This window comes from Streptomyces sp. HUAS 15-9 (assembly GCF_025642155.1).
GTDB lineage: Bacteria > Actinomycetota > Actinomycetes > Streptomycetales > Streptomycetaceae > Streptomyces.
Window position 1 is genome coordinate 2,643,565 of record NZ_CP106798.1, and the last position, 14,998, is coordinate 2,658,562.

The window sequence follows — 14,998 nt, forward strand, 5'->3', positions numbered from 1 at the left end:
GTTACGGTCCTTGCATCGGGATTTCGTCCCACCCGTCCCTCGGTCGGACGGCCTACACCGCCCGTACCAACGTCACGACCGCCGCCCCGCCCAGCCCGATGTTGTGCGCGAGACCCACCCGCGCCCCCGCCACCTGCCGCTGTCCCGCCTCGCCGCGCAGTTGCCAGACCAGCTCGGCGATCTGCGCGAGGCCGGTGGCGCCCAGCGGATGCCCCTTGGAGATCAGCCCGCCCGACGGGTTCACCACCCACCGCCCGCCGTACGTGGTCGCCCCCGACTCGGCGAGTTGCCCCGACGCGCCGGGTTCGCACATGCCGAGTGCCTCGTACGTCAGCAGTTCGTTGACGGAGAAGCAGTCGTGGAGCTCGACGACGTCCACGTCCTCGATGCCGAGGCCGGAGCGGTCGTACACCTGGCGTGCCGCCTCCCGGGACATGGGCTGTCCGACGACGTCGATGCAGGAGCCCGACGCGAAGGACTCCTCCGTGTCGGTCGTCATCGCCTGCGCGACGATCTCGACGAGGCCCGTGAGCCCACGCCGCTCGGCGAACCGCTCCGACACCACCACGGCCGCCGCGGCACCGTCCGAGGTCGGCGAGCACTGGAGCTTGGTCAGCGGGCGGTGGACGGTGCGCGCGGCGAGGATGTCGTCCACCTCGTACACGTCCCGGAACTGGGCGTACGGGTTGTGCGCGGAGTGGCGGTGGTTCTTCGCGGCCACGGCGGCCAGCTGCGCCTCGGTCGTGCCGTACCGCTCCATGTGCTCGCGGGCCGCGTCGCCGAAGATCTGCGCGGTGGGCGGGGTCATCTCGAATCCGTGCCGGGCGGCCATTACGCCGTAGTGCCGGGCGACGGGAGAGGCAGAGAAGTCTCCGCCGTCCGCGCCTCCTCCCAGCGCCCCCTTCTTCATCTTCTCGAAGCCCAGGGCGAGAACGCAGTCGGCGGCCCCGCCCTCGACGAGCTGCCGGGCCAGCATCAGGGCGGTCGAGCCGGTCGCGCAGTTGTTGTTGAGGTTGTAGACGGGGATGCCGGTCAGGCCGAGTTCGTAGGCGGCGCGCTGGCCGGCGGTCGAGGGCTGGAAGCAGTAGCCGACTGGAACCTGTTCCACATCGCCGTACGAGATCCCGGCGTCCGCGAGCGCCGCGCCTCCCGCCTCCCCGACCATGTCCCAGTACTGCCATTCACGCGTCTCGGGCTTCTCGAACCTGGTCATTCCGACACCGGCTACATAGGCCTTCATGGCGCGGAAGAGTAGAACGTGTTTCAGGAAGTCACCAGACCTGACGAGGGGTCAGATCCTCACGGGAAGGTCAAGAATTCATTAGCAGCCCGAAGCAACGGAATAGTTGCCCGTGCATACGAGGTTTACCCGGCACCTATCGCACGGGAGGCCTCACTCAATGACGCACACGACGACCGACCAGCCCACCGGCAGAGCGAGCGGGGCCCTGGTCCCGGTGCTCGCCTTCGCGGGCATCGTGGTCGCGGTGATGCAGACCCTGCTCGTCCCGGTCATCAAGGACCTGCCGCAACTGCTGGGCACCTCGCCGAGCAATGCCACCTGGGTGCTGACCTCGACGCTGCTGTCCGGCGCCGTCGCCACCCCGATCATGGGCCGCCTCGGCGACCTGTACGGCAAGCGGCGCCTGCTCGTGCTCAGCCTCGCCGTTATGGTGGTCGGCGCACTGGTCAGCGCGCTCACCAGCGAGCTGCTCACGATGATCGTGGGCCGTACGCTCCAGGGCTTCGCGATGGGCGCGATCCCGCTCGGCATCGGCCTGATGCGCGACATGCTGCCGCGCGAGCGGCTCGGCTCGGCGATGGCCCTGATGAGCTCCTCGATCGGCGTCGGCGGCGGTCTCGCGCTGCCGCTCGCGGCCCTGGTCGCACAGCACGCCGACTGGCACGCCCTGTTCTACGGCGCCGCCGGACTCGGCGTGCTCTCCATCGTCCTCACGCTGCTCGTCGTGCCGGAGTCCCCGATGCGTGCCGAGGGCTCCTTCGACCTGCTGGGCGCGCTGGGCCTGTCCACCGGCCTGGTCCTGCTGCTCCTGCCGGTCACCAAGGGCAGCGACTGGGGCTGGTCCTCCGGCACCACGCTCGGCCTGTTCGCCGCGTCCGTGGTCGTCCTGCTCCTGTGGGGCGTCTTCGAACTGCGCACCAAGGCCCCGCTGGTCGACCTGCGCACCACCGCCCGCCGCGAGGTGCTGCTCACCAACCTCGCCTCGATCATGGTCGGCGTCAGCTTCTACGTCGTCTCGCTCGTCCTGCCCCAACTGCTCCAGCTGCCCACCGCCACCGGCTACGGCCTCGGCCAGTCGATGGTCGTCGCGGGTCTGCTCGTGGCGCCGCTCGGTCTGACGATGATGTTCACGGCGCCCGTCTACGCACGGCTGTCCGCGAAGTACGGCCCCAAGGTCACGCTGATCCTCGGCATGCTGATCATCGCGATCGGCTACGGCGCCGGCCTCGGCCTGATGAGCGCCGCCTGGCAGAGCCTGGTCATCGCGGTGATCCTCGGCGCGGGCATAGGTCTGGCCTACTCCTCGCTCCCCGCGCTGATCGTCGGCGCGGTCCCGGCCTCGGAGACGGGCGCGGCCAACGGCCTCAACACGCTGATGCGGTCCATCGGTACGTCGGTCTCCAGCGCCGTCATCGGGATGGTGCTGGCCAACACGGCGAACACCGTGGGCGGCGTGGAGATCCCGACCATGCACGGCTTCCGGGTCTCCTTCCTGATCGCGACGGCCGCGGTGGCGGTCGGTCTGCTGCTGGCCGTGTTCCTGCCGAAGCCGGGCCGCTCCGCTCAGCACACTCAGCTGCGCGCGAGCAGCGAGGAGGACGCTGCGCTGGAGCGGGCCGAGGAGGTGCTGCGTGGTTTCCGAGGGCGGGTCCTGGATGCCGAGGGCGCGCCGGTCGCCCGCGCGAAGGTCACCCTGATCGACCGGCGTGGCCGTCAGGCGGGTGCGACGCTCTCCGGTGAGGACGGCGGGTATGTCCTCGCGGTGCCGGCCGAAGGGGCGTATGTGCTGGCCGCGCGGGCCTCCGGCCATGGCCCGCTTGCGTCGTCCGCGATGCACTCCGGTGAGGAGCGGGCTGTCGATCTGGATCTTTCGTTGCCGGGGGAGATTGTCAGCGCGTAGAGCTCGGGGGGTGCTGCCGTCTGGCGGCCTGGCCGCCGTCGTGGCTTGTCGCGCAGTTCCCCGCGCCCCTTCTGGGCTACCCCCTGTCACATGGGTGGCCGGGGGTGGGGCAGCATGGGCGGCCATGCGTTCGTATCACCGGCTCGTACCACCGAGAGGAACCCCCATGCCCGCGGCACCCAAGCCCGAGATCCTGGCCGCGTTCGAGGCGGCGAAGGGGTTCATGCCCGTGGACGAGGGGCTCGCGCTGTACGCGGCCGCCGTGGAGGCGGGCGGGCTGGGGCTGCCGTTGCTGGAGGTCGGGACGTACTGCGGACGCTCGACGATCCTGTTCGCGGACGCGGCCCGGCAGGCCGGGGTCAGCGCGCTGACCGTCGACCACCACCGGGGCAGCGAGGAGCAGCAGCCGGGCTGGGAGTACCACGACCCGGAGACGGTCGACCCCGAGATCGGTCTGATGGACACGCTGCCCACGTTCCGCCGGACGCTGCACCGGGCGGGCCTGGAGGACCACGTGGTCGCCCTTGTCGGGCGCTCGCCGCAGATCGCCGCGTTCTGGAACTCGCCGCTCGGCCTGGTCTTCGTCGACGGCGGCCACACCGACGAGCACGCGACCGCCGACTACGAGGGCTGGGCTCCCCATGTCGCCGAGGGCGGCCTCCTCGTCATCCATGACGTGTTCCCGCACCCGGAGGACGAGTTCACCGGCCAGGCCCCGTACCGCGTGTACCTACGGGCCCTGGAGTCGGGCGCGTTCACAGAGGTGTCGGCGACGGGCTCGCTGCGCGTGCTGCGGCGGACGGGGACGGGGTTCTGACGGGGTTCGGCTCCGGCGCGGTCCGGTACGCCGGTTGTGGCACCGGCCAGCGGCACACCACCCATTGGGACCGCTGTACCGTGTGACCGCCCGAGGTGGCCGCTAGGGTGGCAGACGTGTCGTACGTAGGCCCGGACTTCGATCCGCCCCAGCCGCGCCGCCCACGGCGAGCGCCCCTGACCGTAGCGCTCGCCGCGCTGGTGCCCGGTGCGCTGCTCGGCTGGCTCGTGTACGAGGCGGTGGGCGACCCGGGTGACTCGGGCCGCTCGGACAGCGCGGGCGGCGCCTCCGCGTCCCCCACGCCCTCGACCCTGTCGTCCTCGGCGTCCCCCAGTGACGACGCCAAGAAGCCCACTCCGACGCGCGCGGGCTCGAAGCCTGCCGCCCCGGCCGGCTCCGGGCCCCTCAAGGGCAAGGTGATCGTCATCGACCCGGGGCACAACCCCGGCAACTTCCGGCACACGACCGAGATCAACCGTCAGGTGAACATCGGGACGAACTGGAAGGAGTGCGACACCACCGGGACGTCCACCAACGCGGGCTACACCGAGGCCCAGTTCACCCTGGACGTGTCCCACCGGCTGCGCGCGATCCTGGAGGAGCAGGGCGCGACGGTGAAGTTCACCCACGACGGGGACGAGCCGGCCTGGGGGCCGTGCGTGGACGAGCGGGCCCAGATCGGCAACAACGCGCATGCGGACGCGGCCATTTCCATCCACGCCGACGGCTCCGCCGAGGGCAACCGGGGCTTCCACGTCATCCTGCCGGCGTCCGTGCACGCGGGCGCGGCGGACACCCGTCCGATCGTCGCCTCCTCGCGCGACCTCGGTGAGCGGGTCGCGGGCAAGTTCGTGCGCGTGACGGGCAGTGCCCCCTCCAACTATGTCGGCGACGGTACCGGTCTCGTCACACGTCAGGACCTGGGCGGTCTCAATCTGTCAACGGTTCCCAAGGTGTTCATCGAGTGCGGGAACATGCGCGATAGCAAGGACGCGGCACTGCTGACCAGCGGTGCGTGGCGGCAGAAGGCGGCGCAAGGGATCTCTGAGGGAATCGTGAGTTTCCTGCGCGGGTAGGTGTCAGCGGGCAGATCCCGGCGGACACCCCGATGGGACTGACGATAGTGTCATCAGTACGATCAGGGGCCACCCCCGCGCTTCACACCGGGACCTGACGGCGACAGAGTGACAGCGACGCCTCTACCGACGACGAGACGACCTACGAAGGACCTGAAGTGAATATCCGCTCCCTCACTCGAGGCGACGGCGTGGTGATCGGAGCAGCGGTGTTGCTGTTCATCGCGTCGTTCCTCGACTACCAGTCCGTGTCGTCCAGCTATGGCTATTCGGCCAGCCGGAACGCATGGGAAGAGCTGGGAACCGGCCTGGGCACCTACATGGGGGCCGTCATCGGTGCCGCGCTGATCGTCCTCAACCGCGTGCTGCCGCAGCAGCGCAAGGTGCTCGGCCTGGATCTCGGCATGGTCGGCACGGGCTTCACCATTCTCGCCACATGGACCCTGTTCTGGTCACTGGTGGACGTTCCCGACGGTGTGGACGCCGGTGCCGGCCTCATCCTCGGTTTCATTGCCGCCCTCGCCCTGGCCGGCGCCGCCGTCGCCACCCCCCTCGTCCCCGCCCTCCAGGCCGTCCTGGTCCCGGCTCCCACGCCGCAGGCCCCGCAGCCCTACGGTGCCCAGCCGCAGGGTGGTTACGGCTACCCCGGTGCCCAGGCCCCGCAGCCGCAGGCGCAGGCGCCGTACGGTGGTCCGCCGCAGCAGGGGCAGCCGTTCGGGCAGCAGCCGCCGGCTCCGGCCCAGCAGCAGTCGCCCACCGGGGACTTCTCGCCGTTCTGGTTCGCCGTGCCGGTGGCGCGGCCGCTGTTCGCTGAGGACGGCTCGCCGGCCCCGATCGCCGAACTGGCGCCGGGTACCTGGTACCTGGCCGTCGAGCAGCGCGGCGCCCAGCTGGTCGCCCAGACCCAGGACGGCCGCCGCGGCGTCCTGCAGGACACCTCGGGGATCCAGCGCGGCTGAGCGCGCACCGTCGCACACGGCCCCTCGCCCTTCCGGGCGGGGGGCCGTTGCCGTACAGTCGCCCTCCGAGAGCTGACGGACCGTCAGGAGGCAGGCATGCGACTCGGTCTCGCACTCGGCTACTGGGGGCGTGGCCCCTCCGCGGACCAGGTGTCGCTGGCGCGGGAGGCGGAGCGGCTCGGTTACGACTCCGTGTGGACGGCCGAGTCATGGGGTTCGGACGCGTTCACCCCGCTCACCTGGATCGCCGCGCGGACCTCAAGGATCAGGCTGGGTACGGCGGTTGCCCAGATGGCCGCCCGCTCGCCGACCACCACGGCCATGCACGCGCTGACCCTGGACCACCTGTCCGGCGGCCGCGTGATGCTCGGGCTCGGGCTGTCCGGGCCGCAGGTCGTGGAGGGGTGGTACGGGCGGCCGTTCCCCGCATCGCCGCTGACCGCCACCCGGGAGTACGTCGATGTCGTACGGCAGGTGCTGCGCCGCGAGGCGCCGGTGGAACTGGCCGGGCGCTTCCACTCGCACCCGTACCGGGGCCCGGACACCACCGGTCTCGGCAAACCCCTGAAGCCGATCACCCACCCCCTACGACCCGATCTGCCGGTCCTGCTCGGCGCCGAGGGGCCCAAGAACGTCGCACAGACGACCCGGATCGCGGACGGCTGGCTGCCGCTGTACTGGTCGCCGAACCGCCCCGAGGTGTACGGGCCCGCCGTGACCGGCCTTCCGGAAGGCTTCCTGGTGGCTCCCATGGCGCGGGTGAAGGTCTGCGACGACGTCGGTGAGGGCCTCCTGCCCGTCAAGGCCATGCTCGGCTTCTACATCGGCGGGATGGGGCACGCCTCCCGCAACTTCCACGCCGACCTGATGGCGCGCATGGGGTACGAGGAGGAGGCCCGGCGGATCCAGGAGTTGTTCCTGTCGGGCCGGCGCGAGGAGGCGGTGCTGGCCGTTCCGGACGCCTTCGCCGACGAGATCTCGCTGGTCGGGCCGCGTGAACGCATCGCCGAGCGGCTGGAGTCGTGGCGCAAGGGCCCGGTGACCGACCTGCTGGCCCTGTCCCCGGACCCTCACACGCTGCGTGTGCTGGCGGAGCTCAACTCCTAGGAGCCGCCGCCGGTCAGCTGGGACGTCGACGGGACCTTGTTCGTCACCTCGGCGCCCGCGCTCTTACCGGCGTCCTTCACCTTGTTGATGATGTCGTCGAAGGTACCGGCCACCGCGTCGGCGGAGTCTCCCTTGCGCAGCTTGGACGGCAGGGTCTTGAGGGACTCGATACCGGCGGTGAGCGGTGCGAGGGCCTTCGACAGCGTCGGATCGCCCTCGGCGTTCCGCACCGCGGCCTTGAGGCGGTTGTAGGCGAAGGCACCGGCGAGCCCGGCCTTGACCAGGGTGAACTTGCGTCCCTTCGCACCCTTCTTGAACTTGCCCTCTTTCCAGGGCTTCACGATCCACTGGTACGTCGCCCCCGCGGCGAGTCCCGCGTTCGCCACGAAGCGTGTCTTGGCGAACTTCTGCCGCTCCGCGGAGGTGGTGGGGCTGGGGGTGTCGGCGGCGACCACGGCCGCGCCGTTGCGGGTGGTGAAGGTCTCGCCCTTTGCGCAGGCGGTGGCGGTGGCGCCGGTGACGACCAGCGCGCAGCACAGCGTGAGCGCCACGAAGAGGCGCCGTATCGGTACAGCCACGGTGTCCTCCGGGGGTGTTCTCCCCGAGTGGATGTCTCTTCCGGCAGGCTCGCTCAGGGCGACCGATTGCGCCACTTGGGGGAATCCCGTACAGGATTCACCTTTCCTGTTTCACCTGGGAATGAGCGGCAACCCGAAGGGCATGTCCCCTCATTATCGCAACGGTGCCAACCAGGCGGGAACGGTCATCGCGATCGTCGCCGACGTCATGGCCTTCATCCTCGGCCTGTGGATCCTGATGTATCTGCTGGACGCGAATCGGGCCAACAGTCTCGTCCAGTTCATTCATGACTCGGCCGGCTGGCTGGCCGGCTGGTCGCACGACCTGTTCACGTTCGACGCGGCGTGGGCACGTGTGGTTGCCGGTTACGGTCTCGCCGCGGTGGTGTACCTCTTCGTGGGGCATGCGATCGCCAACCGGATCCACCGCCACTGAACGCTCCGCGACGAGCCGCAGCCGCCCATGGGCTGCGCCCGCGCTGTCGGTGGGCGAGTGCGGGCCGTGGGGGCCGGTTGCCCAGTTCCCCGCGCCCCTGAAAACGCCCACCAACTCGGGCCGCACCACCGATGGGCGACTACCGGCCGTAGGGACCCTGTCGCGCAGTCCCCCGCGCCCCTGAAAACGCCCACCAACTCGGGCCGCACCACCGATGGGCGACTACCGGCCGTAGGGACCCTGTCGCGCAGTCCCCCGCGCCCCTGAAAACGCCCACCAACTCGGGCCGCACCACCGATGGGCGACTACCGGCCGTAGGGACCCTGTCGCGCAGTCCCCCGCGCCCCTGAAAACGCCCACCAACTCGGGCCGCACCACCGATGGGCGACTACCGGCCGTAGGGACCCTGTCGCGCAGTCCCCCGCGCCCCTTTGGGGCGCTCCCCCTGGGGGGAGCTGGTTATGTGCAGCAGTCCGGGTCCAAGCCCCTCGGTAGGTGTTCTCCGCCGAATACCGCGCACGTGGCCTCGTGGCCGCCCAGGGCCGCTACTGCCAGGAGTAGGGAACCTGCCGTCCATGTGGTGAGTTCTTGGGGCCAGATGGTGTTGTCGTCGAAGACGTAGCCCGTCCAGTAGAGGCCGCTGCCGGGGTCTCGGAGGTGTTCGATGGACTGGAGGATCTCCAGGGCGCGGTCTGACTCGCCCATGGCCCACAGGGCGAGGGCGAGTTCGGAGGACTCGCCGCCGGTGACCCAGGGGTTGGGGATCACGCAGCGCACGCCGAGGCCGGGCACCACGAAGCGGTCCCAGCCTTCCTCCATGCGGGACTTGGCCTCCGTGCCGGTCAGCGCGCCGCCCAGGACCGGGTAGTACCAGTCCATCGAGTAGCGGTCCTTGTCCAGGAACCGCTCCGGGTGGCGTCGGATCGCGTGCCGGAGCGCGCCCAGCGCCAACTCCCAGTCCGGCTGCGGCTCTTCGCGCTGTTCGGCGATGGCGAGCGCGCAGCGCAGGGCGTGGTGGATGGAGGAGCTGCCGGTCAGCAGCGCGTCCGCGGTGGGCGTGCCGTCGTCCTCGCGCCGCCAGCCGATCTGGCCGCCGGGCTGTTGCAGCCGCAGCACCCATTCCGTCGCCGCGTAGACCGAGGGCCACATGCGGTCGAGGAAGACGTCGTCGCCGGTGGAGAGGTAGTGGTGCCAGACGCCTACGGCTATGTACGCCACGAAGTTCGACTCGCGGGCGCGGTCCGTGACGTCGTCGTGGGCGCCGTCCGCGTACGCGGCGAACCAGGAGCCGTCCTCGTTCTGGTGCGTGGCCAGCCAGGTGTAGGCCCGTTCCGCGGCCTCGTGCTCGCCCGCCGCGTCCAGCGCCATGGCCGCCTCGGTGTGGTCCCACGGGTCCAGGTGGTGCCCGCGGAACCACGGGATCGCGCCGTCCTCGCGCTGCACGGCGAGGATGCCGCGCACGGTCGCGGCAGCCTGCTCGGCGGTGAGGACCCCGGGCAGGACCAGGTGTTCTGTCCGGGGGGTCGTCACTTGGCGGCCGCCTCGGAAACCTCGGAAACCTCGGGCAGCGTCGGCAGGTGCGGCTTCGTCGCGTAGAGCACGAAGCTCTTGCCGATCAGCGGGTTCAGCGCCTGCTCGGCGACCCGGGTGGCCAGCGGCTTCTTCATGATGTCCCAGACCAGCAGCTTGTGGTACGCCCGCACCGGCAGCGCCTTGTCGTTGTCGACGCCGAACGCGCACTTCAGCCACCAGTAGGGGGAGTGCAGGGCATGGGCGTGGTGGGTGCCGTACGGGCGCAGCCCGGCCTCGCGGACCTTCGCCAGGAGCTCGTCCGCCTTGTAGATGCGGATATGGCCGCCCTCGACCTCGTGGTAGGCGTCGGACAGCGCCCAGCAGACCTTCTCGGGGCCGTGGCGCGGCACGGTGACGGCGATGCGGCCGCCCGGCCTGAGCACGCGGACCATCTCGGCCAGGACGCCCTTGTCGTCGGGGATGTGCTCCATCACCTCGGAGATGATGACGACGTCGAAGGACTCGTCCGGGAAGGGCAGCGCAAGGGCGTCGCCCTCCATGGCGGTGGCGGTCGCGCCGGCCGGGGCCTCGCCCGCCTCCTTCATCGCCGCGAACCACTTGGCGACCTCGCGGATCTCCTCGGCGTTCTGGTCGAGGGCCACGACCTGGGCGCCGCGCCGGTAGCACTCGAAGGCGTGCCGGCCGGCCCCGCAGCCGAGGTCCAGGACGCGGTCGCCCGGGGCGAGCGGGAACCGGGAGAAGTCGACGGTCAGCACGAGGCCCTGCTTTCGCGGTCGGCGGTGAGTGGTTCTTCGGTGACGGCTGCTCCGGCGGCCTGCGGGCGCACCGGTGTGCTGGTGGGGCTCGCCGACCGGGCGATGGCCTCGCGGTACCGGGCCACCGTGCCTTCGGCGGCACGGGCCCAGGTGAACCTCTCCAGTACGCGCTCACGGCCCGCCGCGCCGAGCCGCGCCCGCAGCGCCGGGTCCCCCAGCAGTCTGCTCAGTGCGGCGGCCAGTGCCCCCGCGTCGCCGGGCGGCACCGCGAGGCAGGTCTCCCCGTCGCGGCCGGCGACCTCGGGGATCGCGCCGCCGGTGGTGGCGACCAGCGGGGTACCGGTGGCCATGGCCTCGGCGGCGGGCAGCGAGAAGCCCTCGTACAGGGACGGTACGCAGGCCACCTCGGCCGAGCGGACCAGGTCGACCAGTTCGGCGTCCGAGATGCCCTTCACGAAGTCGACGGCGCCCTCCAGGCCGTACCGCTCGATGGCCTGGGCGACCGGGCCGTCCTCGGCGCGCTTGCCGACGACGACGAGGTGTGCGTCGGGATGCTCGGTGCGCACCTTCGCGAGGGCCTCGATCAGGAAGATCAGGCCCTTGAGCGGTACATCGGCGCTGGAGGTGGTGACGATCCGGCCGGGCACCTGGGGCACCGCCGGATTCGGCGAGAACAGGTCGGTGTCGGCGCCGATGTGGACCACGTGGATGCGGTCCTCGCGCACTCCGAGGTGGTCGACGATCTCCTGGCGGGAGGTGCCGGAGACGGTGAGGACGGACGGCAGCCGGCGGGCGACGCGCTTCTGCATGCGGGTGAAGGCGTACCAGCGGCGCACGGAGTAGCGGCGCTGCCATCCCTCGGCCGCGTCCAGCTCCAACTGCCGGTCGACGGTGATGGGGTGATGGATGGTGGTGACCAGGGGCGCGCCGATGTCGCCCAACAGGCCGTAGCCGAGTGTCTGGTTGTCGTGCACGACGTCGAACCGGCCGCGCAGGGCCCGCAGATGGCGGCGGGCGCGCAGGGAGAACGTCAGCGGTTCGGGGAAGCCGCCGGTCCACATGGTCGCGACCTCGAGCGCGTCGATCCAGTCGCGGTACTCGTCGCGTGCCGGGGTGCGGAACGGATCGGGCTGGCGGTAGAGGTCGAGGCTGGGCAGCTCGGTCAGGCCGAGCCGGCCGTCGTGGGCGTCGTCCTCGTCGAGCACGGGGTACGGCTGGGAGCCGATGACCTCGACCCGGTGGCCGAGGCGGGCCAGCTCGCGCGACAGGTGCCGTACGTAGACGCCCTGACCCCCGCAGAACGGGTTCCCTTTATAGGTGAGAAGCGCGATGTCGAGCGGTCGCTCGCCGTCGGCGGCGAGGTCCTGTCGGGGACCTGCCTCCCTGGCCTCAGCGGTCACTCTGGGCCCCCTTCTCCCCGCGTTTTCCCGCGAGACTACGTCGGGACGCTAATGTAGAACAAGTTTCAGACTTGATCGTTCAGGAGGCACTGAATCTACCGGCAGGTAGCGGCACTGTGAGCAGTGGATCAGGTGATTCGCGCCACGACGGGACCCCTGCCATGCTGTCTGATCAACAGCCCTCACCGATGCCCTCACCGACTGTCACGGAGCGGGACCCATGCCTGCGCAAGCCAAGGTGGAAGCCAGTACCGTTCGCCCGGCCTCGCCGCCTCTCACCGAGCGGCAGGAGGCCCGTCGGCGGCGGATCCTGCACGCGAGCGCGCAGCTGGCCAGCCGGGGCGGCTTCGACGCGGTGCAGATGCGGGAGGTCGCGGAGTCCTCGCAGGTCGCCCTGGGCACGCTCTACCGCTACTTCCCGTCCAAGGTGCATCTGCTGGTCGCCACCATGCAGGACCAGCTGGAGCACATGCACGGCACCCTGAGGAAGAAGCCCCCGGCGGGCGAGACGGCGGCGGAGCGGGTGGCGGAGACGCTGATGCGGGCCTTCCGCGCCCTCCAGCGCGAGCCGCACCTGGCCGACGCGATGGTCCGGGCGCTGACCTTCGCGGACCGCAGCGTGTCCCCCGAGGTCGACCAGGTCTCCCGGCAGACGACGGCGATCATCCTGGACGCGGTGGGCCTGGAGAACCCCACCCCCGAGCAGCTGTCCGCGGTCCGCGTCATCGAGCACACCTGGCACTCGGCCCTGATCACCTGGCTGTCGGGCCGCGCCTCCATCGCCCAGGTCAAGATCGACATCGAGACGGTCTGCCGCCTGATCGATCTGACGGATCCGGCGAGCGGGCAGGTCACCCGTGGCTGAGGCCCCCGACGCCGAGCCGCGCCTGCGCACGGCGTAACCGTTCCCGGCGGCGCGGCACGCTGAAGTTCCTGCCCAGCGAAGCGACGGGCCGCGGCGCTCTCGGCAAGGGCGCGACGCCCGAGGAGGCGGCCCGAGGAGGCGGCCCGAGGAGGCGGTGGCGCTCGTGGTCGCTCACCTGCCCGAAGACCTGTGAGCGCCCGGAAGGGCCTGCGTGAGCGCACGAAAAGGACCTACGAGACGGGTTCCCTTCGCCGGCATTGCCCGGATCAGGTAATGGGGGTCGCTCTCAGGTCCGACTACTACCTTTGAGCCTCTCAGCCCGACCGTCGACGTCGGCAACGGCGGATGCTTTACGCGTCACGCCAGAGTCGGCTACTCCGGTCGAACTCCCTCACTCGCCCCGTAGGCCGACTATCAGTATAGACCGGATGACGCAGGACAGAACCCCCCAAATAGGAAATTTCTTCACTTCTCAGTCCTCCGGCGGGAACACCGGCTCCCCGCTCCCGAGCATCGTGATCATGATGGCCTCCACCGGACAGTTCTCCGCCGCCGCCAGGACCCGCTCGTTCGCGTCGGCGTCCGGCTCCACCGGCCGGGACTGCCGGCCGGTGTCGAGGCGGAAGGCGTCGGGCGCGTGGTGGACGCACTGGGCGGAGCCGATGCAGACGGAGCGGTCGACCTCGACGTGCCAGCGGTCTCCCATCTCCTAGCCCTCCCAGCCGGCCGGGAGGTGGATCATCTTGTGCTCCAGGAACTCGCCGTACCCCTCGGGCCCGAACTCCCGCCCCAGACCGGAGTTCTTGTAGCCGCCGAAGGGGCCGAGCATGTCGAGGCTGAAGGTGTTGACCGAGTACGTGCCCGTACGGACCTGCCGTGCGACGTCGATGCCGTGCGCGACGTCGGCCGTCCACACGCTGCCGGACAGCCCGTAGTCGGAGTCGTTGGCGATCTTCACCGCCTCGGCCTCGTCCCCGTACGGGAGCAGGCAGATCACCGGGCCGAAGATCTCCTCGCGGGCGATCCGCATGGAGTTGTCGACGTCGCCGAACAGCGTCGGCTCCACGTACCAGCCGCGTTCCAGCCCCGGTGGGCGTCCGCCGCCGGTGAGGATCTTGGCGCCCTCCTCCTGGCCGATGCGGATGTAGTCGAGGTTGCGCTGCTGCTGGCGGCGGGCGACCAGCGGGCCGACCTGGGTCGCCGGGTCCAGCGGGTCGCCGACCTTGAGCGCGCTCGCGGCGGCGGCGAAGGCGTCCGCGAACTCGTCGTAGCGGGAGCGCGGCAGGAGGATGCGGGTCTGGGCGACACAGGCCTGGCCGTTGTTCATCCAGGCCGCCGAGACGATCCCGGGCACCGACGTGTCGAGGTCCGCGTCCGGCAGGACCACCGCCGCCGACTTGCCGCCGAGCTCCAGCGTCACGCGGGTGAGATTGCGGGAGGCCACCTCCATCACGCGCTTGCCGGCCGCGACCGAGCCGGTGAAGGACACCTTGTCGACGGCGGGGTGCCCGACGAGGTATTCGCTGACCTCGCGGTCGGCGGGGAGGATCGACAGCACACCCTCCGGCAGCCCGGCCTCCTTGGCGATCTCACCGAGGAGGTAGGCGTCCAGCGGTGATTCGGGCGACGGCTTGAGCACCACCGTGCAGCCGGTGAGCAGGGCGGGCGCGAGCTTGGCGGCGGCGACGAACTGCGGGACGTTCCACGGGACCACGGCCGCGACCACCCCGACCGGTTCGCGCCGCACGAGGATCTTCCCGAGGACGCCGTCGCGTGTCTCCTCGTACGTGAAGTTCCGCGCGACCGTGATCGCCGCGTCCCACACCATCATCGCGCCGAGGGCCTGCGCGAGGACGCTCCAGGAGTACGGCGAGCCGTTCTCGGAGGAGATCACGCGGGCGATCTCCTCGTGCCGGACGGCGATCGCGTCCTTGATCCGGGTGACGACCTCGATCCGCTCGTCCAGGCTCATCCGCGGCCAGGGGCCCTGGTCGAAGGCGGTGCGCGCGGCCGCGACCGCCCGGTCCACGTCCGCGCGCGAGGCGTGCGGCACACAGCCGATGACCTCCTCCGTGTGCGGGGAGATCACCTCGATGACGTCCTTGCCCAGGGGGTCGGTCAACTCCCCGCCGATGAACAGCTGTCCGTGTTCCACGAGCTCGGTCATGGCCGACTGCCTCCCCGGGGCTGCGCACGTCTGACGATCCATCAGATAGGGAACTGATACCAGCTCCGTCCGGGGGAGTCCACGGATGCGACGAGGGCCGGTTGGTCGACTCGGGCTCCCATGGAAACCTGTTCTAGTTATAGTGGCGAAAACGCGGTGATT

General features: G+C 70.6%; 14 protein-coding genes. 7 read left to right on the forward strand and 7 right to left on the reverse strand.

Annotation, left to right across the window (positions count from 1 at the left end):
- Window positions 1-52 precede the first annotated feature (52 nt).
- The gene (locus N8I87_RS12125) at window positions 53-1,240 is read right to left on the reverse strand and encodes a thiolase C-terminal domain-containing protein (protein ID WP_263208204.1); all 1,188 of its coding nucleotides are present in this window, start codon (window positions 1,238-1,240) and stop codon (window positions 53-55) included.
- Window positions 1,241-1,400: 160 nt separating this feature from the next.
- Here N8I87_RS12125 and N8I87_RS12130 point away from each other — a divergent pair, with 160 nt between their 5' ends.
- From N8I87_RS12130 to N8I87_RS12150, 5 genes are all read left to right on the forward strand, one after another.
- Entirely contained in the window at window positions 1,401-3,143 is a 1,743-nt protein-coding gene (locus N8I87_RS12130) for an MFS transporter (protein WP_263208206.1), read from the forward strand.
- A 166-nt stretch (window positions 3,144-3,309) separates the two neighbouring features.
- On the forward strand, window positions 3,310-3,960 hold the full coding sequence (locus N8I87_RS12135) for a class I SAM-dependent methyltransferase (protein ID WP_263208208.1): 651 nt from the start codon (window positions 3,310-3,312) through the stop codon (window positions 3,958-3,960).
- 116 nt (window positions 3,961-4,076) lie between these two features.
- Complete coding sequence (locus tag N8I87_RS12140; RefSeq protein ID WP_263208210.1) at window positions 4,077-5,036, forward strand: N-acetylmuramoyl-L-alanine amidase; 960 nt, start codon at window positions 4,077-4,079, stop codon at window positions 5,034-5,036.
- 191 nt (window positions 5,037-5,227) lie between these two features.
- Complete coding sequence (locus N8I87_RS12145; RefSeq protein ID WP_263208211.1) at window positions 5,228-5,995, forward strand: DUF5336 domain-containing protein; 768 nt, start codon at window positions 5,228-5,230, stop codon at window positions 5,993-5,995.
- A gap of 96 nt (window positions 5,996-6,091) precedes the next feature.
- Entirely contained in the window at window positions 6,092-7,102 is a 1,011-nt protein-coding gene (locus tag N8I87_RS12150; RefSeq protein ID WP_263208213.1) for an LLM class F420-dependent oxidoreductase, read from the forward strand.
- Here N8I87_RS12150 and N8I87_RS12155 read toward each other — a convergent pair.
- Entirely contained in the window at window positions 7,099-7,680 is a 582-nt protein-coding gene (locus tag N8I87_RS12155; RefSeq protein WP_263208215.1) for a hypothetical protein, read from the reverse strand. The genes N8I87_RS12150 and N8I87_RS12155 overlap by 4 nt on opposite strands.
- Window positions 7,681-7,822: 142 nt before the next feature.
- Here N8I87_RS12155 and N8I87_RS12160 point away from each other — a divergent pair, with 142 nt between their 5' ends.
- Window positions 7,823-8,116 (forward strand): hypothetical protein, encoded by a 294-nt coding sequence (locus N8I87_RS12160; protein WP_263208217.1) that lies wholly within the window; start codon window positions 7,823-7,825, stop codon window positions 8,114-8,116.
- Window positions 8,117-8,575: 459 nt separating this feature from the next.
- Here N8I87_RS12160 and N8I87_RS12165 read toward each other — a convergent pair whose 3' ends face one another.
- From N8I87_RS12165 to N8I87_RS12175, 3 genes are read right to left on the reverse strand one after another with little or no spacing between them, the layout of a single operon-like run.
- Window positions 8,576-9,646, reverse strand: coding sequence for a prenyltransferase/squalene oxidase repeat-containing protein (locus N8I87_RS12165; RefSeq protein WP_263208219.1), 1,071 nt, complete (start codon window positions 9,644-9,646; stop codon window positions 8,576-8,578).
- Window positions 9,643-10,404 (reverse strand): class I SAM-dependent methyltransferase, encoded by a 762-nt coding sequence (locus N8I87_RS12170; protein ID WP_263208220.1) that lies wholly within the window; start codon window positions 10,402-10,404, stop codon window positions 9,643-9,645. Before N8I87_RS12170 ends, N8I87_RS12165 begins: the two co-directional genes overlap by 4 nt.
- Window positions 10,398-11,804 carry a glycosyltransferase family 4 protein gene (locus tag N8I87_RS12175; RefSeq protein WP_263208222.1) on the reverse strand — a complete coding sequence of 469 codons (1,407 nt, stop codon included), beginning with the start codon at window positions 11,802-11,804 and terminating at the stop codon, window positions 10,398-10,400. The genes N8I87_RS12170 and N8I87_RS12175 overlap by 7 nt, the downstream gene beginning before the upstream one ends.
- A 220-nt stretch (window positions 11,805-12,024) precedes the next feature.
- Here N8I87_RS12175 and N8I87_RS12180 point away from each other — a divergent pair, with 220 nt between their 5' ends.
- Window positions 12,025-12,669 carry a TetR family transcriptional regulator gene (locus N8I87_RS12180; RefSeq protein ID WP_263208223.1) on the forward strand — a complete coding sequence of 215 codons (645 nt, stop codon included), beginning with the start codon at window positions 12,025-12,027 and terminating at the stop codon, window positions 12,667-12,669.
- Between the two features lie 472 nt (window positions 12,670-13,141).
- Here the strand turns inward: N8I87_RS12180 and N8I87_RS12185 are convergent, their stop codons facing one another.
- Both N8I87_RS12185 and N8I87_RS12190 read right to left on the reverse strand, forming a co-directional pair.
- Window positions 13,142-13,375 (reverse strand): ferredoxin, encoded by a 234-nt coding sequence (locus N8I87_RS12185; RefSeq protein WP_263208225.1) that lies wholly within the window; start codon window positions 13,373-13,375, stop codon window positions 13,142-13,144.
- A gap of 3 nt (window positions 13,376-13,378) precedes the next feature.
- Window positions 13,379-14,836 carry an aldehyde dehydrogenase gene (locus N8I87_RS12190; protein WP_263208227.1) on the reverse strand — a complete coding sequence of 486 codons (1,458 nt, stop codon included), beginning with the start codon at window positions 14,834-14,836 and terminating at the stop codon, window positions 13,379-13,381.
- Window positions 14,837-14,998: the final 162 nt, after the last annotated feature.